The sequence below is a fragment of the Streptomyces kronopolitis genome (assembly GCF_014646275.1).
Lineage (GTDB): Bacteria > Actinomycetota > Actinomycetes > Streptomycetales > Streptomycetaceae > Streptomyces > Streptomyces kronopolitis.
Window position 1 is genome coordinate 1 of record NZ_BMND01000010.1, and the last position, 20031, is coordinate 20031.

The 20031-nt window shown below is 74.4% G+C and carries 13 protein-coding genes; 2 read left to right on the top strand and 11 right to left on the bottom strand.

What is annotated here, in order from left to right:
* The 7 genes from IEY78_RS13675 to IEY78_RS13705 form a co-directional block, all read right to left on the bottom strand.
* Positions 1-742: condensation domain-containing protein (locus IEY78_RS13675; RefSeq protein WP_229699927.1), on the bottom strand; the 742-nt coding region annotated here is incomplete at its 3' end.
* The gene (locus tag IEY78_RS13680) at positions 732-2648 is read right to left on the bottom strand and encodes a non-ribosomal peptide synthetase (protein ID WP_189097974.1); all 1917 of its coding nucleotides are present in this window, start codon (positions 2646-2648) and stop codon (positions 732-734) included. The genes IEY78_RS13680 and IEY78_RS13675, both read right to left, overlap by 11 nt.
* Before the next feature lies 1 nt (position 2649).
* Complete coding sequence (locus tag IEY78_RS13685) at positions 2650-4563, bottom strand: non-ribosomal peptide synthetase (protein WP_189097975.1); 1914 nt, start codon at positions 4561-4563, stop codon at positions 2650-2652.
* On the bottom strand, positions 4560-7748 hold the full coding sequence (locus IEY78_RS13690; RefSeq protein WP_189097976.1) for a non-ribosomal peptide synthetase: 3189 nt from the start codon (positions 7746-7748) through the stop codon (positions 4560-4562). Before IEY78_RS13690 ends, IEY78_RS13685 begins: the two co-directional genes overlap by 4 nt.
* Positions 7749-7897: 149 nt before the next feature.
* Complete coding sequence (locus IEY78_RS13695) at positions 7898-9193, bottom strand: condensation domain-containing protein (protein WP_189097977.1); 1296 nt, start codon at positions 9191-9193, stop codon at positions 7898-7900.
* Between the two features lie 99 nt (positions 9194-9292).
* Positions 9293-10600 carry an MFS transporter gene (locus tag IEY78_RS13700; RefSeq protein ID WP_189097978.1) on the bottom strand — a complete coding sequence of 436 codons (1308 nt, stop codon included), beginning with the start codon at positions 10598-10600 and terminating at the stop codon, positions 9293-9295.
* 328 nt (positions 10601-10928) lie between these two features.
* Positions 10929-11504 (bottom strand): TetR/AcrR family transcriptional regulator, encoded by a 576-nt coding sequence (locus tag IEY78_RS13705; RefSeq protein WP_189097979.1) that lies wholly within the window; start codon positions 11502-11504, stop codon positions 10929-10931.
* Between the two features lie 91 nt (positions 11505-11595).
* Here IEY78_RS13705 and IEY78_RS13710 point away from each other — a divergent pair, with 91 nt between their 5' ends.
* The gene (locus IEY78_RS13710) at positions 11596-12738 is read left to right on the top strand and encodes an agmatine deiminase family protein (RefSeq protein ID WP_189097980.1); all 1143 of its coding nucleotides are present in this window, start codon (positions 11596-11598) and stop codon (positions 12736-12738) included.
* 61 nt (positions 12739-12799) lie between these two features.
* Here IEY78_RS13710 and IEY78_RS13715 read toward each other — a convergent pair whose 3' ends face one another.
* The 4 genes from IEY78_RS13715 to IEY78_RS13730 are packed head-to-tail and all read right to left on the bottom strand — an operon-like array spanning position 12800 to position 18357.
* Positions 12800-13621, bottom strand: a complete 822-nt coding sequence (locus IEY78_RS13715; protein ID WP_189097981.1) for a class I SAM-dependent methyltransferase — start codon at positions 13619-13621, stop codon at positions 12800-12802.
* A gap of 22 nt (positions 13622-13643) precedes the next feature.
* On the bottom strand, positions 13644-14975 hold the full coding sequence (locus IEY78_RS13720) for an MFS transporter (protein ID WP_189097982.1): 1332 nt from the start codon (positions 14973-14975) through the stop codon (positions 13644-13646).
* Positions 14972-16987 carry a PEP/pyruvate-binding domain-containing protein gene (locus IEY78_RS13725; RefSeq protein ID WP_189097983.1) on the bottom strand — a complete coding sequence of 672 codons (2016 nt, stop codon included), beginning with the start codon at positions 16985-16987 and terminating at the stop codon, positions 14972-14974. Before IEY78_RS13725 ends, IEY78_RS13720 begins: the two co-directional genes overlap by 4 nt.
* Positions 16984-18357 (bottom strand): ATP-grasp domain-containing protein, encoded by a 1374-nt coding sequence (locus tag IEY78_RS13730; protein ID WP_189097984.1) that lies wholly within the window; start codon positions 18355-18357, stop codon positions 16984-16986. Before IEY78_RS13730 ends, IEY78_RS13725 begins: the two co-directional genes overlap by 4 nt.
* Positions 18358-18693: 336 nt before the next feature.
* Between IEY78_RS13730 and IEY78_RS13735 the strand changes: the two genes are divergently transcribed.
* Positions 18694-19977: a helix-turn-helix transcriptional regulator gene (locus IEY78_RS13735; protein ID WP_189097985.1), complete on the top strand. Its 1284-nt coding sequence runs from the start codon at positions 18694-18696 to the stop codon at positions 19975-19977.
* Positions 19978-20031 lie beyond the last annotated feature (54 nt).

Here is a 20031-nt window from a genome sequence, read left to right on the forward strand (position 1 = left end):
AGGTCGCCCCGTCGGCGGGCGGCTGCGCCGGGCGCGGCAGCGGCAGCGGGGCGGCGCCGCCGAGCCGCTCGGTCCAGTGGCTCAGCCCCTTCTCCAGCCGGTCGGCGGCCGCCTGCTCGCGCCGGGCGAAGTCCGCGTACTGCGGGGGCGCCGCCGGCAGCGCGGCCGGCGAGCCCTCGGCGGCGGCCCTGTAGAGCTGCTTCAGCTCGTCGGCCACCGTCTCCAACGACGGCCCGTCGATGGCGATGTGATGGAACGTCAGCAGCACGGTGTGGTCCTGCGGTCCGTGCCGCAGGACCAGGGCGCGCGGCAGCGGGCCGGCCGTGAGGTCGAACGGCCGGTGGGCCTCCTCGGCCAGCAGCCTGCCCGCGCCCTCCTCGTCCGTCTCCACGAGGCGGATCGTGAGGGCCTCCGGCGCCGGGAGCACCTCCTGGAACGGCTCACCGTCCCGGTGCCCGTAGCGGGTCCGCAGGATCTCGTGGCGGCCCACCAGCGCGGTCAGCGCGGCGGCCAGCGCGTCCGTGTCGAGCGGGCCGCGCAGCCGGGTGGCGAAGGGCACGCTGTACGACGCGCCGTCCTGGCCCAGCCGGTCCATCAGCCACATCCGGCGCTGGGCGTGGGAGAGCGGCGCCGGACCGCGCCGGTCGGCCTCGGCGGCGGGCGCCGGGCGGGCGGTGCGGGCGCGTGCCCGGCGCAGCAGCTCCTCCTGGAGCGCAGCGGCGGTCGGGGAGTCAGTGGACATCGGTGGCCTCCGGGGCGCCGGGGCGCAGATCGCTGTGGGCGGCCAGCAGCGCACGCTCGACGAGCGCGGCGTGCCCGGCCACCGTGGGGGCGGCGAAGAAGTCGGCGAGCGTCAGCTCCACGCCGAGGTCCTCGCGGAGGTCGTCGGCGACGGCCAGCGCGAGCAGCGAGTGACCGCCCAGCGCCAGGAAGTCGGCGTCCGCGCGGGCGACCTCGCGCCCCAGCGACCGGCTCCAGATCTCGGCGACGGCCTGCTCCAGCGGGCCCAGCGGCCCGGCCGGGGCGTCGGCCCCGCCGTCGGCGACGAGGTCCCGCAGCGCCCGGCGGTCGACCTTGCCGGACGGGGTGAGCGGCAGCGCCTCGACGAACTGGATGTCGTCGGGGATCAGATGCGCGGGCAGGACGGCGCTGAGCGTCTCGCGCAGCGCGTCCGGGCGCGGCACCGGGCCCGGCGCGGCCACCACGAACGCGGCCAGCCGGGCGTCCTCGGGCGTGGGATGCAGCACGGTCACGGCCGCGTCCGCGACCTCGGGCCGCTCCCGCAGGGCGTGTTCGATCTCGCCCGGCTCGATCCGGAAGCCGCGGATCTTCACCTGGTCGTCGGTGCGCCCGTGGAAGTCGAGCGTGCCGTCCGGCCGCTGGGAGACGAGGTCGCCGGTGCGGTAGAGGCGTCCCCGCCCGGGCAGGTCGCGGAAGCGTTCGGCGGTCAGCTCCGGCTGTCCGGTGTAGCCGTGTGCCAGCCGGCTGCCGCCGATCCACAGTTCGCCGCGGGCGCCGGCCGCGACCGGCTGCCCGGCGTCGTCGAGCAGGTGCACGCTAGCCCCGGCGATCGGCCGGCCGATGGGCATCGGGCCGTGGCAGTCGGCGGGGGTGACGCGGTGGGTCGTGGTGAAGGTGGTCGCCTCCGTCGGCCCGTAGCCGTTGACCAGCTCCAGCCACGGGAAGGCACCCAGCACCTCGCCGGCGTGGTGCGCGGACAGCGCCTCGCCGCCCACGATCACCGTGCGCAGCAGCGAGAAGATCCGCGAGCGCCGGCCGGCCAGCTGGTGGAACAGCGCGGTGGTGAAGAAGGCGACGGTGACGCCGTGCCGCTCCACGTGCCGCGCCAGGTCCTCCAGCGACGGCCGTTCGGTGGTGCACACGACCACGGCGGCGCCGTTGGCCAGGGCGCCCCACACCTCGAAGGTCGAGGCGTCGAAGGTCATCGGCGAGTGGAAGAGCACCCGGTCACGGGCGGTCAGGGTGACATACGCCGGGTCCAGTACCAGCTCGGCGACCGCCCGGTGCCCGATCGCCACGCCCTTGGGGCGGCCGGTGGAGCCCGAGGTGAACATGGTGAACGCCGTGGCGTCCGGGCCGAGTTCGGCCGCGGCGAGCGCGTCGCCGCCGAGCAGCGGCTCACCGGGCAGCGCCAGGGTGGCGCCGGCCGGTGCCATGGATTCGAGGAGCTTGCGGTCGCCGACGGTCAGCGTGGCGCCCGCGTCGGCGGTCAGCGCCTCGGAACGGGCCTTCGGATGGGCCGGGTCGAGCGGCACGCACCCGGCGCCGGCCCACCACAGCGCGAGCTGGGCGACCACGGTGCGGGCGGAGCGGGGCAGCAGCAGCGCCACGGAGTCACCGGGGCGCACGCCGTTCTCGCGCAGATGGGCGGCGAGCGCCCGGGCCGACGCGACGAGCTGCCCGTAGGTCAGCGTGGTGTCGCCGTCCGCCACCGCCAGGGCGTGCGGGGTCCGTTCGGCGTGCCAGGCCACCAGGGCGGCCAGCCCGGCCTCGGGGGCGGGCCGGCCGGCCGGCGGGACGGGCCCGGTGCGGTCACCGGACGGAATGCGCTCGTGCGGCAAGGTGCCATCGGTGAGCACGGGGCCCTCCTTCGGGGCGTCGGGGACGTACGGGGTGCGGGTGGTCATCTCAGGCCCCCGCCTGCTGCCGGGCACGGCGCTCGTCGATGAGCCGTGCCACGGCCCGCAGGTCGGGCTGGCGGAGCAGCTCGGGGGCGCGCAGCCGCACCCCGCTCTCCTTCTCGATGACGGTCAGCAGCCGGGCGGCGACGATCGAGGTGCCGCCGGCCTCGGTGAAGTTCTCCGCCAGCGAGGTCTGCGGGCGGGCCAGCAGATCGCGCACCGCGTCCAGCAGGAGCCGCTCACCAGGCGTGGCGTCCGGGTCCGGCGCGGCGGCGGTGCCGGCGTCCGGACCGGCGTCGGCCGCGGCCGACGCCTGCCGGGTCAGCTCGGCCCGGTCCACCTTGCCGTTCGCGTCCAGGGGGAAGGCGTCCACGAACCGCACGTCCGAGGGCACGGCCTGTTCGGGCAGCCAGGCCCGCAGGGCGGGCAGCAGCGACTCCGCCGTGGGGGCGGCACCGTCGGCCGGGCGGACGTACGCCACCAGCCGGGTGCGGCCGTCGTCGGTGCGCGGCGCGGTGACGACGGCGCTCAGCACCGCCGGGTCCTGCTCGAACGCGGCCTCCACCTCGGCCGGTTCGATCCGGACACCGCTGATCTTGACCTGGTCGTCGAGCCGGCCGAGGAACTCCAGCTGCCCGTCGTCGAGCATCCGCACCCGGTCCCCGGTGCGGTACAGGCGCTCCACACCCGGCAGGGCCAGGCCCTCGGGCACCGCGGTGAAGCGGCGCGCGGTCAGTTCGGGGTCCAGGTAGCCGAGCGCCAGACCGACGCCGCCGATGCGGAGTTCGCCCTCCGCGCCGTGCGGCACCGGACGGCCGTCGGCGTCGGTGACGAGGACCGTCACGCCCGGCAGGGGAAGGCCGATCGGCGGTGCCGACTCCACGTCCACCGCGCCGTCGCCGGCCCGCATGCTGTGGACGGTGGAGACCACGGTGGCCTCGGCCGGCCCGTAGGCGTTGTGGACCGTGGTGGTGACCTCCGCGCCGGGGCGGCGGCGCATCCGGTCACCGCCCACCACCAGATGACGCAGCTTCAGGTCCGCGGGCCAGGGCCGCTCCAGCAGCGGCTCGGCCATCGGGGTCGCCGCGACACCCACGGTCACCCCGGCCGCCCGCCACCAGTCGGCCAGCACCACCGGGTCCCAGCGGACGTCGTCCGGAGCGGGGATCAGCGTGGCCCCGGACGTCAATCCGGCCCACAGCTCCATCAGATGCGGGTCGAACGCGACGCCGATCAGCAGGGACTGCCGGTCGCCGGGGGCGAGACCGGTCGTGGCGCGGTACCAGTCGAGCACCGTGCCGAGCGCCGCCTCGCCGACCGCGACCGCCTTGGGGCGGCCGGTGGAGCCGGAGGTCAGTACGGCGTAGAACGTCTCGGGGGGCGCGGTGCGGGCCGCACCGGCGGGCGCGGCGAACGCTGCCACCACCCGCTCGGCGGCATTGGCGCCGTCGCCGGGCAGCACCAGGTCCCGCAGCTCCGCCGAGCGGTGCCGGGGCGGCAGCACGGCGGGGTCGCCGATCAGGGCGACCACGTTCAGGTCCTCGGTGACGGCGGCGATACGGCGCTCACCGGGGCGCGGACCGAGCGGCAGGTACACGGCACCGAGCCGGGCCAGCGCGACGGCGGTCACCACCAGGGCGGCCGAGCGGTCCAGGCAGACGCCGACCAGATCGCCGGGCCGCACCCGGTCGCGCAGCGCGGCCGCCACCTCATCGGCGGCGAGGTCGATCTGCTCGTAGGTCCAGCTGTGCGTCCCGTCGGTCACGGCGGGCGCCTGCGGGGTGCGCCGGACCCACTCCGTGTAGCGGGCGAGCACGCCGCTCTCGCCGCCGCCGGTGCGGGCGGGGCCGTGGGCGATGCTGAGCGGGCGGCCGTCCGCGGTGTGCGGGGCGGGGGCCGGGGCGGTCATCTGCTGGGTCATCGGGACTCCGTCACGGGGGTCGAGGCGGCGGAAGCGGGGACGGCGGCGGTGCCGGTGGCGCCCAGTGCGCGGGCCTGGTCGGCCAGCACCGGGTTCTGGAACAGCAGCCGCAGCGGCGGACGCTTGCCCAGTCGCGGTTCGAGCCAGGCGGCCAGCTCCGCGGCCAGCAGCGAATGGCCGCCGGACCGGAAGAAGTCCGAGGACTCGTCGAAGCGGCTGTGGCCCAGCGCCGCGGACCAGCCCTCGGCCAGCAGTGCCGTCATCGGGTCGGACGGCGCCAGCGGCTGTCCGGCGTCGCTCTCGACGGCGGGCGCGGCCGGCTCCAGCGTGGCGGCCCGGCGGGTGAGCGCGGTGCGGTTCGGCTTGCCGCCGGCCAGCCTCGGCATGTCGTCCAGCAGTGCCCAGCGGCCCGGCACCAGGGCGCTCGGCAGCCGGCTGCTCAACTCCGTGTGCAGCGCCTGCTCGTCCCACGGCGCACTCTCGTCGGCGCGCTCCAGGAAGCCGACGAGCCGGGGCCCGCCGGCGGCCTCGCGGTCCAGAACGACGGCGACGGACCGGCCGCCGAGCGCGGCCGAGGCGGCCGCCTCGACCTCCTCCAGCTCGATGCGGTAGCCCCGCAGCTTGATCTGGTGGTCGCGGCGGCCCAGGAAGTACAGCAGCCCGTCGCGGCCGCGGTAGCCGAGGTCGCCGGTGAGGTAGACCCGCTCACCGCCGAGGGCCTCGACGGAGACGAACCGTGCGGCGGTGGCCTCGGGATTGCCCACGTAGCCCTCGGCCAGCCCGGCGCCGGCGATGGCCAGTTCCCCGACCGCGCCGTCGGGCAGCGGCCGGTGCCGCTCGTCCAGGACATGGACGCGCTCGCCGGGCAGCTCGGTGCCCAGCGGGATCTCCCCGCCGTTCGCGAGGCCCTCGCGGGTGATCTCGTGGACGGTGGAGCTGATGGCGGCCTCGGTGACGCCGTAGACGTTGAGCACGGTGCTGTCGGTGTCCGCCAGGAAGGCGTGCAGCACATCCGCCGGGAGCCGCTCGCCGCCGAGCACCAGCAGCCGCGGCGCCCACTGCCCGTCGCGCAGGGCGGGACGCATCTCCTCACGGGTGGCGAGGAAGTAACTGGTGGGCAGATTGGCCACGGTGACCCGGGCGGAGATCAGCAGCGCGGCCAGCTCGGCACCGGTCGGCACCTCGCGGTCGGGAGCCACCAGGCACGCCCCGGCGTGCAGCGACGGCAGCACCTCCTCCAGGGCCACGTCGAACGACGGCTGGGCGAAGAGCAGCACCCGGTCGCCCGCGGCCAGCCCGAACCGCTCGGCCGCGCCGGTCAGATGGTTCTCCAGCGCCGCCCGGCCCACCGCGACGGGCTTGGGAATGCCGGTCGAACCGGAGGTGTGGATGATGTATGCCGTATCGGGCACGACCTCGGCGGCCCGGGCCGCCGGCAGCGCCTCGGCGTCGACGGTGGCCGTCGGCAGGCCGTCCGGCACGCTGACGGGGGAGTCCGCCGAGGTCAGCACCAGCGCCGGAGCCAGCCGGTCCAGCAGCAGCGACAGCCGGGCCGCCGGGTCGGACGGGGACAGCGGGCAGTAGACCGCCCGGGTCCGCAGACAGGCCAGCAGCGTCACGACGGAGTCCGCGCCGCGCGGCAGCACCGCGGCCACCGGCTGCCCGGCCGTCACTCCGGCCGTCCGCATCCGCTCCGCGAGGGCGCTCACCCGCTCGTCGAGATCGCCGTAGGTGAGCCGGCGGGCGCCGATCAGCAGCGCGGGCAGCGACGGGTCGTGGGCGGCGGCCGGGTCCAGCGGGTCGTGCCCGGACGGCTGCGGCGCGGGGGCGGTGAGGGCCGGCGGCACGGGCGGCGGCGCCAGCTCCGCCAGGGCGGTGGAGGGCGCGTCGAGGTAGGCCCGCAGCAGGTCCAGGAAGCGTCCGGCGAGCAGCTTCGCCACGTCCTCGCCGAACATGTCGGCGTCGTAGTCCCACACCAGCGTCATCCCGGGCGCACCGTGGCGCAGGCTGACCCCGCGCCGGTCGTCCGGCAGCAGCACCACGTCCAGGTCGAACCGGGTGGTGCCGGTGTTGAACCCCTCGAACAGGGTGATCTCCAGGCCCGGGACGTCGATCTCCGGCAGCTCGGCGTCGTGCGCGCTGAACATCACGCTGAACAGCGGGTTGTCGGCGCCCGAGGTGTGCAGCCCGAGCGCGCGGGTCAGCTCCTGGATCGGCACCTCCTGGTGCGGCAGCGCACGGAAGAGGGTGTCGGTCACCTCGTCCATGGACTCCTCGGCCGGGGCGGCCGGGTCCAGCCGGAGCGGGAGCGGGATGGTGTTGACGAACATGCCCACCGCGTCCTCGAAACCGCGCGGGCGGTTGCCGACCGCGGTGCCGACGACCATCTGCGTGCGGCCGCTGTGGCGGCGCAGCAGCTCGGCGAAGAGCCCGAGGAGCGTGGCGAACGGCGTCAGCCCGCGGTCCTTGGCGTGCGCCCGCAGCCGCCCGGCGAGGTCCGCGCCGATCGACTGCCGCAGCTGACCGCCGTGGTGGCGGCGCCGCGAGCCGGGCCGGGTCAGACCGGGCAGCGGCATGTCGTAGGACAGGTCGCGCAGTTGGCCGGTCCAGAACTCCAGGCCCTCGGTGCGCTGCGCGCTCACCTCGTCGGCGGACCGGGAGCGGACGTGGTCGGCGTAGGAGGAGGCGGACGGCAGCTGCACCGGCTCGCCCAGGACGTGGCCGCGGTAGACGCTGAACACGTCCCGCAGCAGGATCGCGAACGAGTGCCCGTCGTGGATCAGATGGTGCTCGACGTGGATGAGCCGGTGCCGGTCGTCCGCCAGCCGGACCAGCGTCCAGCGCAGCAGCGGTGCCTCATACGTGTCGAGCGGGGTCTCCGCCTCGGTGCGCAGCAGCTCCTGGAAGGCGGCCTCCGGGTCCGCGGTCCCGCTCAGGTCGACCGTGCGCAGCCGCGGGGCGCAGGCCTCGGCGACCCGCTGCCCGGGCATCGCCCCGGCGACGGCGACGAGTTCCAGCCGCAGCCCGGCGTGCCGGTCGAGTGTGGCGGCGAGGCCCAGGCGCAGCGCCTCGGCGTCGAGTGTGCCCCACAGATCGAGTGCGGCGGTGAAGTTGTAGGCGCGGCTGCCCGGTTGCACCTGTTCGTGCAGCCAGACGATCTCCTGCGAGGAGGAGAGCGGAAGCATGGGCGATCCCTGGAGGTTGTCGGGTCGGGTGTGGTTCTCCGGCCGGAGCGTGGTCGGGCCCGGCCTGGGGTGCGCGGAGCGCGCCGCGGGTTGTGCGGCGGGTCCGGCGGAGTCGGTGGGTGAGGAAGGGGCGGGGCCCCGGGAGCGGATCAGCCGGCCGTCGGGGCCGGGGTCCGCAGGCTGTCGGCGAGTGCGGCGAAGGCGCGCTCGGCGGTGAGGTCGGGGAGGACGGTGCGGTCCCACACCATCCGCAGGCCCAGTTCGGCTCCCTGGGTGACGGAGACCGCGAAGGGCCCGCGGACCGCGCGGCCGTCGATGTGGATCTCACGGCCCGTCACGCCGGCGAGGCACAGCGGGGGGTGGCGCCGGGCGTCCTCCACGGTCAGCAGGCCGTCGAGCCGCCCGCTCCAGCCCGAACCGGCGGCCCGGGCGGCGTGCACCACGGCGTCGAAGGGGGTGGCGGCCTGGTCCAGGTCGTCCCACCAGGCCTCGGCCGTCGCCGACGGGTCGGGCCGCTGCCCGGTGTCGGACGGGAAGACCACGGTGTTCAGGAAGCAGCCCAGCACCGGCGCGGCACCGGAGGGCCGGCCGCCCCACGGGTAGCCGATCGGCACCACCGGGCCGCTGCCGTACAGCGCCGCCGCGGCCGCCCGGCAGGCGTCCAGCAGCTGCGGGAAGGGCACCCCGCCGGCGGGCGCGGTCAAGGTCACGGTGGCCGAGCCGCCGGGCGGTGTGCCGGGGGTGAGCGGCACTGACCCCGGCGCCGGGGCCGCCTCGCGCACCGTGCGCAGCCGCTCGCCCCAGTAGGCCATGGCCTCGGGCGAGCCCGCGCGCTCCTCCGCGGCGAGCTGCAGCAGGACGGCGTCCCGGTAGGCGGTCAGTTCGGCCTCGGCCTCGGCGGGCGAGGGACCCTCGGCGCCGGTGCCCTCGTCGTAGGCGGCGCCCAGCTCATCGGCGAGCCGGGCCAGCGACTGGCCGTCGCAGGCGAGATGGTCCAGGACGACGGCGAGCACCTCCTCGGTGCCCTCCGGGCCGTCCGGCGCCAGGAACAGGCGCAGCGGTGCCCCCTGCGTGTCCCATTCCTCCAGGGCGCGCCGCAGCACGACCGCCGCGTCCTCGCCGGGCGCGCACGCCAGACGGACGACGGGGACCTGCGGCTGCTCCAGGCGCAGCGCGGGGGTGCCGCGCTGCACGGTGGGCCGGGACCGCAGCACGGGGTGCAGTGCGGCGAGGCGGTTGGCGGCCGCCGCGAGGCGGTCGGTGTCCACCGTGCCGCGCGGGAAGGCGAAGAACATCGGCACGAGGTCCGTCCGCCCGGCGGGGTCCATGGCACGCACCAGCGCGAAGCGGCGCTGGGCCCCTGTGACGGGCAGCAGGACCGGGGCCCCCTCCCCGGCGTCGAGTCGCCGGAAGCGGGCCAGATACTGGCTCGTGATGCTGGGCACCGTGATCCTCTGTGTCGTGACTGACCCGCATCACCGGAGCGGGATGCGGGGGGAAGAGCTGCCGAACGGGGGGGAGGGGGAGAGAAGAGGCGGTCGGCGTCAGCCGAGCGTGGCGGCCTCGGCCGCGTCCGCGGCTGCGGGCCGCGCGGCGTCCTCGTCGGGGCCGGCGGGCAGATCCCGCATCCGGCGCAGTGGGGAGAGGAGCAACGGGAGCGGTACGGCCAGGAATCCGGCCGCGCACCACACGAGCGCCGTGCGGGCGCCGAAGGCGTCGGCCAGCGCACCGCCGGCCAGGGCCCCGAGCGGAAGGGTGCCCCACATCAAGAAGCGCAGGGTGGCGTTCATCCGGCCGAGCAGCCGGGGCGGGCACAGGGACTGACGGAAGCTCACCTGCGCGACGTTGTAGACCACGGCGCCGAAGAAGACCACGCCGGAGCCGATCGCGAAGAGCACCGCTCCCGCGCCCCGGCCGGACAGCGGCCACAGCAGCGCGAACGGGCCGGTGACCAGGGCGGACAGCCAGATCAGCCGGGCCTGGCCGAGCCTGGCGGCGAGTCGGCCCGCGCACAGCGCGCCGGCCAGCCCGCCCACCGCGGAGGCGGACAGCACCAGACCGACGGCTCCGGGCGCCAGCCCGAGCACCCGGACCAGGAAGACGGACTGGGTGGCCATCAGCGTGGCGGTGAAGAAGTTGCCCAGGCCGGTGGTGAAGGCGATCACCCGCAGCAGGGGGTGGGCGAAGACGAACCGCAGCCCCTCACCGATGTCCTTGCGCAGCGAGGCGTCCGGCACGGGCTCCGGACGCTCCTCGGGCCGCTTGATGGCCCACAGGAACAGCGCGGAGAGCGCGTAGCCGGCCGCGTCGGCGGCGATGGCCAGGGCGGCTCCGAGCAGCTGGACGAGACCGCCGCCGAGGCCGGGGCCCGCCACCTGCGCCGTGGAGCGGATGGTCTCCAGCGCCCCGTTGCCCGAGACCAGTTGGTCCTTGGGCAGCAGCTGGGGCAGATAACTCTGGTGGGCCACGTCGAAGAAGACCGTGGCCACGCCGGTGACCAGGGCGACCAGGTAGAGCTGAGCCATCGTCAGCACACCGGCGACGCCGGCCAGCGGGATGCTGGCCATCGCCACCGCGCGCACCACATCGGCCCGGATCATCAGCGGCAGTTTGCGCATCCGGTCGACCCATGCCCCCGCCGGCAGACCGACCAGCAGGAACGCTGCGGTCTCGGCGGCGGTGAGCAACCCCACCTGGAAGGCGGGGGCGTTGAGCTCGAGCACGGCGACAAGGGGCAGGGCGACCAGGGTGACCTGGGCGCCGAGCTGTCCGGCCGCGGCACCGGCGAGCAGAAGGCGGAAGTCGCGGATGCGCAGCGGGCCGCTGGCCGCGGGTCGGGGTATGACGGGCATGCCAGGAACCATGGCTGAGCGGTCGATCAGCGGTCAAAACCCGATGCACACTTTCGGTCGCTTTTCTTCACCAATTCGCCACCACGACAGAAAATTCTTCATCAGATCCTGGTGTCCACCGGATGACCAGCACGCGCTGCACCCGCTCTGAAATGGGAAGCTTCCGCGCACGCCGGGCGAGACGGAGCACTCGGGTGCAGAGAGTGACGTGACGGAATCCGACCGAAAACAGTCGTCGATGTCCGTTTATGGACCGAAGCATTCGGTTCACCCGCTATGACGTGCGACGGAGCGCCTCCCGGCGGGGTGTCCGGAGCCGCCGCGGAGGTCAGGCCGGCCCGAGCTCCGTGCGGACGGCGCCGCGCACCAGTTCATGGGCGCGCTCCAGCGTGGTGGTGCCGCTCAGCCAGCGCTCGCTCAGGCCCTCGACGAGCGCGGACAGCCGTTCGGCCGCCGCCGTCGGGTCGGCCTTCGCGTCGGCGGTGCCGGCGGCCTGGGCCCGGCGGATCAGATCGGCGAGGTCCTCGATCCAGTCCTGGGTCGCGCCGGCCAGCAGCTCGCGCAGATCCGGGTCGAAGACGGCGGTGGCCCGCAGCTCGCCCCAGGCCGCGCTGTTCTCCCTGACCTGGGGGACCTCCTGGAACTCCAGCAGCAGCATCTCGGTGAGCTGGGCGCGCGGGGCGTCGGAGGAGTCCAGGGCGGCGTCGGTGTAGCGGATCGCCCGGCGGTTGATGAACTCCAGCGTGCGCCGCAGCAGCCCGGCGCGGTCCTTGAAGTGGTAGTAGATCAGCGCGGTCGAGACGCCGGCCTCGGCGGACACCTGCTCGACACGCAGTCCGCGCACCCCGCTCCGGGCGATCAGCCGGGCGGCGGCTTCGAGGATCTGGGTGGGGCGGTCCGGCATCGAGGCTCCCGGGTGCGAGAAATCAACTGTGGCTCGGCTCCGATCATGCCTTACGCTGGTTCTGACTAAAATTTCAGTCAGGAGGATTTCCGTGGAGATATCACGACGTCAGACCCTGCAAGCGGCGGCCGCCGCCGCGGTCGGTGGAGCACTGACCGCCTGCAGTGGCACGGACGCGGCCCGGGCGGTGCCCCGCACGGATCACGCGGCGGCGGCCGCTGCCGCGCGGCCCGCCGGCCGCTGGCGGCTGCCCGAGGAGACCCACCCGCACGCGGCGACGTACATGGCCTGGCCCACCCGGGAGATCTGGGGACCGGAGGTGACCGGCGTCCGCGACGACATCGCCCGGATCGCCCGGGCCATCGCCGAGTTCGAGCCGGTCACCCTCCTGGCCAACGAGCGGGAGGCGACGGCGGCCCGGCGGGCGTGCGGTTACGGGGTGGAGGTGCTCCCGACCCCGGTCGACGACCTGTGGATGCGCGACAGCGGACCGGTCTTCGTCGTCGGCCCGGAAGGTGTCGCCGGCGTCGACCTCAACTTCAACGGCTGGGGCAAGAAGCAGGCGCACGGCCGCGACCGGCACGTGGCCCGCGCGGTCCTCGACCACGAGCGCCTCACCCGGATCGCGGCGCCGATCACCGCCGAGGGCGGAGCCCTGGAGACCGACGGCCGGGGCACCCTGCTGGCCACCAAGAGCTCGCTGATCAACGACAACCGCAACCCCGGAAGGTCCCGCGAGGACATCGAGCGGGCGCTCAAGGACCTGTTCGGCGTCTCCCGTGTGATCTGGGTCAAGGGGGTCAAGAACAAGGACATCACGGACTACCACATCGACGCGCTCGCCCGCTTCGCCGAACCGGGAGTCGTGGTGATGAGCACCCCGGCCGCCGGCGCCCCGCGGAGCCCCTTCACCGCCGCCTACGAACAGGCCCGCACCGTCCTCGACGGGGCCATCGACGCCCGGGGCAAGCGGCTGGAGGTCGTCGAACTGCCCGAGCCGTCCGACATCGGCCGCCACGGCGACGGGTTCCTGGCCTGCTATGTGAACTACTACGTCGCCAACGGGGCCGTCATCATGCCCCGTTACGGCGACCGCAAGGCCGACAGCAGGGCCGCGTCCGTCGTGGGCGACCTGTACCCGGGGCGCGAGGTCGTCCAGCTGCCGCTCGATCACCTCGGCGAGGGCGGCGGCGGCATCCACTGCGCCACCCAGCAACGCCCCCGGGCCGCCTGACACCACCGCACGGGCCCGCGCCGCGACGCGCCCCGGACCGCCCGGCCGCCCCCGCGCCCGGTCAGCCGCGCCGGTCCGGGGCGGCCCGGTCGGTCCGCCAGCCCCAGGCGGTGAGCATCCCGGGGGACAGGCCGGCGCCTCCGGGCGAGGCCAGCTCGTGCCGGGCGCGCGCGATCTGCGCCGCGTCCACCCGCCCCGTCGCCACCATGGCGTCCTGCGTCCGGTCCCAGGTGTCGGCCCAGAAGCGGCTGAGCGGGCTGCCCGCCGCCAGCGGGGGAGCGTGCAGCTCGGCACCGACCCGGTGCAGCCCCTCCTCCCGCAGGAGGTAGGGGTAGTCCGGTACCCAGGAGGTGTCCGTGCCGATGGTCTCCCGCAGCGCCTGCCACATCGTGCGCATGACCGTGGTGTACGGGGTGGCCGGCGCGCCCGCGGACGTCAGGTCCACGGCGTCGCTGAGCACCAGCACGCCATCGGGCGCGAGCAGCCCGGCCAGGGTGGCGATCATCCGGCGCCAGCAGCGCAGATGCATCAGCACGAACCGGGCGTGGACCAGCTGGAAGCGGCCGGGGTCGAAGCCCGGCGCGCTGATGTCGGCGCTCAGGGTCGACAGGCCCGGTGTGTCCTTGCCGGCGAGGAACCGGGTGTCGCGGTCCACCGCGAGGACCGTCTCGACCCCGGCCGACTCCAGCAGCCACCGGGACAGGGTGCCGGTCCCCGCGCCGACGTCCAGGCAGTGCCAGCCGGGGCCGGCCCCCAGCGCCGCCAACCGGGCGGTGCTCACCCCGTCGTAGGCGAGCGCTCCCAGATCGATGCGGTCGCCCTCGCCGGTCTCCTCCGGGCGGAACAGCCCTTCGCCGTACCGCCCGGCGTCCTTACCGCGCACCTCCCCAGTATGACGGCGCCGCTCAGGGGTTTCCTGCCGTGGTGACCAGCTCCGGCGCCGGCTCCGCGTCCGGGGCCTTGCGCCGCCGTCCCGGGGCCCTCCGCAGCACCAGGTGCAGCACGACCATCACGACCCCGGTCACCAGCGCGCTCTGCCACAGCAGCGCGTCCAGCCGGCCCGCCGAGAGGTAGGCGCCAGCGGCCACCGCCGCCAGCGCGCACACCCCCCGGTCCACGATGCTCTCCACCGACAGCAGCGTGGCCCGCGGCGCCCCCGCCGGGATCGCGTCGTTGACCAGCTTGCGCTGGAGCGGATAGGCGAAGCCGGTGACCGCCGCGAACACGCACAGCAGGGCGATCACGGTCCACGGACCGCCCAGGGTGCTGCCCGCGAGCGCCGCCGCCATCGCAAGGCTGAGCAACGACACCCAGGCCACCGGCGAGAGCCGCCGGCCCAGCCACTGCGGCCGGGCCGAGGCCACCGCCTCCGCGACGGTCATCGCGGCCAGCACCCCGCCGTGCGAACTCTCGGGGATGCCGTGGTGCAGCAGCACCGGCTGGAAGAGATTGACCTGGCAGATCCGGGAGAGCGTGAAGACGGCGACCCCCTGGAGCATGACCAGGCCGAGCCACGGGGTGGCCCACACGCAGCGCAGCGCCTTGGTGGCATCGCGCAGGAACGCCAGCCCGTCGCGCGGCGCCCCCTTGGCGCGGGCCGGGTTCCCGGCGCGCGCCGCGGCCTGCCGCGGCAGGACCACGGCGCAGACCAGCGACCCCGCCGCGCTCGCCGCGCTCAGGAGGTACGGCGCGGGATGCGCCAGCGCCATCAGCGGCCCGACCAGCGGCCAGCACAGCACCTTCGCCGCCAGCCCCCAGGCCCGCGCCTGCCCCTCGGCCTTCAGGTAGTGCTCCCCGGCGCCCTCGGCCGCCAGGCCGTCGTAGAGATAGGCGCTGGCGGCGCCGGAGGTCAGCGAGCGGCCGGCCGCGATGGCCAGGAAGTGCACCAGGAAGCCGGTGTAGCTGGGGGACAGGACCGGGGTCAGGTTCGCCGCGGTCATCACGACGGCACCGGCCCGCAGGCAGTTGCGGGCCCCGATCCGGTCGGCCACGATCCCGGTCGGGATCTCGAAGAGGCAGAACGCGACGTAGTAGATGCTCTGGATGCCGAAGATCTGCCCGTCGCTCAGACCCGCCTCACGCTGGTAGGCGTAGAAGACCGGCATCCACCACAGCAGGTTGAACAGCAGCTGGAAGCCGTTGTTGAGCCCGATGATCCGGCGGGCCCGCGGCGTCAGGGACGCGGCGTCGGGCTTGGAGCCGCGGGCGCGCCGCAGACGGGTGAGGGGGCCGCTCACAGGGCGTAGGGGCGGATCTGGACCAGGCGGAAGTCCCCCTGATCGGTCATCAGCCACTCGATGTCCAGCGGATGGTCCACCTCGTCGTCGCTGAAGTGCGACTGCAGCAGCCGCCCGGCCAGCGCCAGCTGTGCCAGCCCGGCCCGGGTGGTGTCGGGCAGGTCCCGGCCCGACGAGCCCAGCGCGACGGTGCGGCCGCCGCCCTCGACCGTGTTGTACAGGTACTGCAGCGGCAGCGTCGTGCCGTCGACGACCGTCTCCGGCGAGCCGGGGGAGCAGTTGAGGTAGACGTTGCGGAAGTCCTCGCGGCGGGTCGGGTTGCAGGTCACCAGGACACCGCCGAGATCCGCGGGCACGTAGTGCTGGATGATCACGCCCATGTAGGTGTCGTCGAGGGAGATGCCCGCCTGGTGCCGCAGCCGCACGCTGCGCGGCGACAGCAGCGAGGCCCACACCTGCCGCACCGCGTCGAGGAGTTCGTCCGCCCCGTGGACGGTGGTGATCGAGTCGTAGACCCCGGCCGCGGAGAACCCGGGCAGGTCCTCGGCGTTGGAGGACGAACGGACCACCAGACGGCTGCCGGCGGCGGGACCGTCGGGCAGCGCCAGGGTGATCTGCCGGGTCACGTCCTCGGGCATCGGGGTGTTGCGGATCAGGTGCTGCAGATGCAGGCAGAGCGCGTCCAGCACGTCGACGGCGTCGAGTTCGAGGGCCATCTTGAGCTTGCCGATGCCCTGCTGCACGGCCGGCGAGGAGGTCAGAAAGCGGTGCTGGAGCGCGAACGGCAGGGCGATGCCCTCGGGCGCCGCGATCACCCCGCTCACGAAGTCGGCCGCCGCCGCCCGCAGTTCACCGTCCGCGGTCGCTCCGCTGAGGCCGAGGCGCGCCGCGAGATGGCCCAAGAGGTCGGCGCGCGGCGGCCGGGGCTGCCCGTAGAAGGCCGTGAGGTCGACGCTGCGGCTGTCGAGGATGTGGTGGAGCTCGCCGAGGTTGGCGGCCTTGGTGCCGTAGCGGTCGTGGTCGGCGCGGCGCAGCCGGTGCAGGGCCAGCGCGGGCACGTCCTCCAGCAGCGGCGGCTCCATCCGGATGCGCTGCTGGTGCCAGGTCGGGGCGTCCAGGTCCGGGGCGTGGGCCAGCGGGACGAGGCTGATCTCGTCGTCCTGCACCCGGTAGCGGATCCAGGCGCCGTCCAGGGAGTCCCGCTCGACGAGGCGGTCCAGGTCGCGCACGATCGCGTTGGGGATGCCCCAGCCGGAGGCCAGCACATTGGTGTGCGACAGCGGCGTCCCGGGCGAGGTGTTGAGGAAGCCCGCCACCCGCGGGATGTCGTCCGGCAGGCACGGCATGGCCACGATGTCCGACCAGCCGAGGTCGCCGGCCACCGCCGCGTACTCCTCCGCGGTCCGGAAGTAGCGCAGCCGCCCGACGGCCTCGCCCGGGTTGAGCGGGGTGCGGGTGCGGTTGCCGAACAGCTCGTGGCCCAGGATCCGCGGCACCCGTACGTCGCTGATCGCGGCGAGTTCCTGCTCCTGCCCGTGGTTCGCCGGCTTCAGCAGCAGCGGCAGCCGGCCGTCGACCCGGTGGCGGACGAAGGTGTAGAACTCCTCCAGCAGCAGGCCGTTCATGGTGTCGGCCTCGGTCGTCTCCAGCACCAGGAACGGCCGCTCCCGGCCCTCGGTGTCCTCGTCGGTGTGCAGGGAGAGCACGCCCAGCAGGAACCGCCGCTCGGGGTCCATGTAGACCGAGGCGTTGAAGGCGTCCAGTCCGGAGTCCAGGTCCGCCAGGTCCATCCCGAGGACCCGCAGGGCGATGTAGTTGACGTGGAAGGGGTGGACGGCGGTGTCGAGGAGGTGCCAGGTGTTCTCGGTGCGGTCCACCACGACCTTGAGGTAGGGGTGGCCGGCCAGCACGCCGGAAATGCTGCGGAACAGCGGCAGCGAGAGGTTCTCGCCGATGACGGTGCGGTCGGTGACCGGTCCCGGCGCGCCCGCGGGAAGGATCGTGGTGGTCATGACTGCGCCTCCATGATGCCGTCGGTGGGCAGGATCTCGGGCAGCGCGTCCACCAGGGTCCGGAAGTCGCGCAGCACCGTCTCCGGGTCGGTGGCGGACAGCAGGCACAGCGCCGCCATGGTGTTGGCGCCGGCGGCCGGGTCGTACACCGGCACCGGAGCCCCGTCCGGCAGCGAGTTCTCGGCGACCACCGACAGATGACTGCCGACGCTCAGGGGCACGGCGTCGCGCACCGTCGGGAAGTCCCAGACCCGCTGGTCCGGCCACGCCGCACCGGCGCCGTCGACGGCCAGCACGACCAGGGAGCCGGCCGCGCCGCGCGCCTCCAGCGGCGTGCGGACCTCCTCGGGCCAGGACACCTCACGGCCCAGGAGATGGTCGGTGAGCATCCCGATGAGGTCGAGGCCGAAGACCTCCTCGATCTGCGGGACGGTCATCGCCCCGCCGAACCGGGCGGCGGTCTCGATCACCCACATCTGCCCGTGCGCCCCGAGCTTGATCTCGGTGTGCGTCCCGCAGTTCTGCAGCCCCAGCGCGTCGACGGCCTCCCGGGCCAGGTCCACGATGCGCCGCTGCGCTTCGTCCGGCAGCGCCGCGGGAGTGATCCCGGCGCGCTCGGTGAACGGCTCCACCGTCGGCATCCGCCCGCTGAGGCAGACCGGGCGGAAGTCGCCGTCCACGACGACGCCCTCGACGCTCACATAGTCGCCCCAGCCCTCCTGCTCGAACCAGTCCGCCGCCGTGCCCGGCACGATCTCCTCGACGAGGAAGTCCGCCCCGGCCCCGGCGACATGCAGCTCGGCGTACCCCAACTGCGCGGATTCGGCCATCACCTCGCGCGCCCGCTCCCAGGCCGCCGGCACCTCGTCGGGCGAACGCAGCGTGCGGTGCGCGGTCGAACCGGCGCTCCAGGCGGCCTTCAGCAGCAGCGGGAAGCGCAGCGCGGCGGCGGCGTCGCGCAGATCCCCCTCCGTGGCGACGGGCCGGAACCGGGGCTGGGATATGCCCTGTTCCTCCCATGTGCGGCGCATCATCCGCTTGTCCCGGGCGAGCGCACAGGAGGTGCCCGCCCCGGCCAGGCCGAGCTTCTCGCAGGCTTCGGCGACTGCGACGACGGCGTACTCGGAGAACGTCACGACCGCGTCCGCGCCGACGGCCTGGGCCCGGGAGACGATCAGGGACACCAGATCACGCCGCTCCACCTCGGAGGGGCTCAGCACCGAATCACACAGCCGGTCCACCGACGCGGCCACGGTCGGCGGAAGCGCGCTGAGCGCCAGCAGGTGCACTGCCGACCGTGCGGCGACCCGTGACAGGGCATACCCCAAGGGCGGTCCACCCTTGGCATATACGAACAGCACCTTGCTCACTGGAATCCGACTCCTCTTCATCGTCAAACGGGCAGGACATGGACGGCTGAAGGCGCGCGGACCACGTTGTCCGCACGCCGCCTCCAAGCGAAGCAGCCGTGCGAGACCTGGTTCCCCGGATCGGGCCGTCATCGCTCAGGCAAATGCCAGAGTTGCGGATATGGTCGCTTCGCCGTGAAGGTTCCGTGATGCCGTAGGGCCGCCGTGTGGCACATCGTTGCCCGGTCCGCCGCGAGATCGGCCGAGAACCGGGCATGCCACACAACGCCGAGGGATACGCATGGCGGTGACGCGCCGTGCGCATCCGTTGAACTCTTCCTTGCAGAGGGGCCCGTCGTGGACGAGACCAGTCTGAAGTCGCTGCTCGAAAACCTTCCGGTTTCCTGGTGGGAGGCCGACCGTGAATTACGGGTGATCGACAGCGGCGGCGGGGCCTTCGACGACACGAGCACCGCCCAACGCTTCCTCGACGCCGTGCGCGCGGAGCTTCCCGGCCCCGCCGCACCCACCGGAACAAGCCATTGGCAGGCCCAGTTCGACGGCCGCACCTTCGATGTCAACTGGCCGCTCGGCGTGCCCCGGCAGGGCCGCTCCCGCGGACTGGCCGTGGAGGTCGGCACGCGGACGCACGACCCCCGCCGCTACGACGCCTTCGCCGACCTCGCCCCCGCCGCGGCCTTCATCCGGGACGCGAGCGGACGCTACCTGTGGACCAACCACGCCTACGCGCACCTCTACGGCACCACACCGGAGAGCATCATCGGCAGGTCCGTCACCGACGTCGACGGCCCCGATGACGCGGCACAGGTCCTCGCTCTGGACCGGGAGGTGCTCGCCCGCGGCAAACCGGTCCGGCACACCCTCACCTACCACCGCTTCGACGGCGAGAGCGGGCAGGCCGCCGGCCACCGCTTCCCCGTCCTGGAGGGCGGCCAGACCTGCGTGGCGGGCATCTACATCGACATCAGCGACTACACCCGGGCCCTGCACCAGCGCCACGAGGCCGAGGAGCACCTGCACGCGCTGCGCGACCACAGCGGGCTGCCCTGCGCCCTGATATCGGCGGGCGGACGCATCCGGCAGGCCAGCGCGGCCGCCGCCGAACTGCTGCAGACCCGGCTCTCGGACCTCGTCGGCCGCCGCGCGCACACGCTGCTGGCGCCCGCCCCGGAATTAACCGGGCTGCGGCGCAGCTGGCACGACCTGATCGCGCGCCGCAGCCGGCGGATCCAGACCTCCGCCCTGTTCGTGGACGCCCGCGGCCGCCAGCGCCGCGCCCGGCTGCATCTGACGACCGTGGGCCGCAGCGCGGGCCGCGCCAGCAGCGTCTGGGCGGTCGTCACCCATCAGGGCATCGCGCACGAGGCCGGTCCCGCACTGACGGCCACGCAGGTACGGCTGCTGTCCCTGCTGGCCGCCGGCCACAGCAACGCGGAGATCGCCGGCTCCCTGCACCTCTCCCGGCAGACCGTCGACTACCACCTCAGCCGGCTGCGGGACCTGCTGGACGCGCCGACCAGACCCGCGCTCGTCGCCCGCGCCTATGTCCTGGGCATCCTTGCCCCGCAGACCTGGCCGCCCCGTTCGGCGACGGCCTGCCACCCGCACAGCGTCACCTGACGGGCGCACCGCACCATCGGCGGCCCCGGCCCGAGCCGCCGCCGGGCGGGAGCT

Excerpts from the sequence above, each read along its gene's own strand:
- IEY78_RS13680 (WP_189097974.1), bottom strand. The coding sequence starts at position 2,648 with ATGACCACCCGCACCCCGTACGTCCCCGACGCCCCGAAGGAGGGCCCC.
- IEY78_RS13685 (WP_189097975.1), bottom strand. The coding sequence starts at position 4,563 with ATGACCCAGCAGATGACCGCCCCGGCCCCCGCCCCGCACACCGCGGAC.
- IEY78_RS13690 (WP_189097976.1), bottom strand. The coding sequence starts at position 7,748 with ATGCTTCCGCTCTCCTCCTCGCAGGAGATCGTCTGGCTGCACGAACAG.
- IEY78_RS13700 (WP_189097978.1), bottom strand. The coding sequence starts at position 10,600 with ATGCCCGTCATACCCCGACCCGCGGCCAGCGGCCCGCTGCGCATCCGC.
- IEY78_RS13705 (WP_189097979.1), bottom strand. The coding sequence starts at position 11,504 with ATGCCGGACCGCCCCACCCAGATCCTCGAAGCCGCCGCCCGGCTGATC.
- IEY78_RS13725 (WP_189097983.1), bottom strand. The coding sequence starts at position 16,987 with ATGACCACCACGATCCTTCCCGCGGGCGCGCCGGGACCGGTCACCGAC.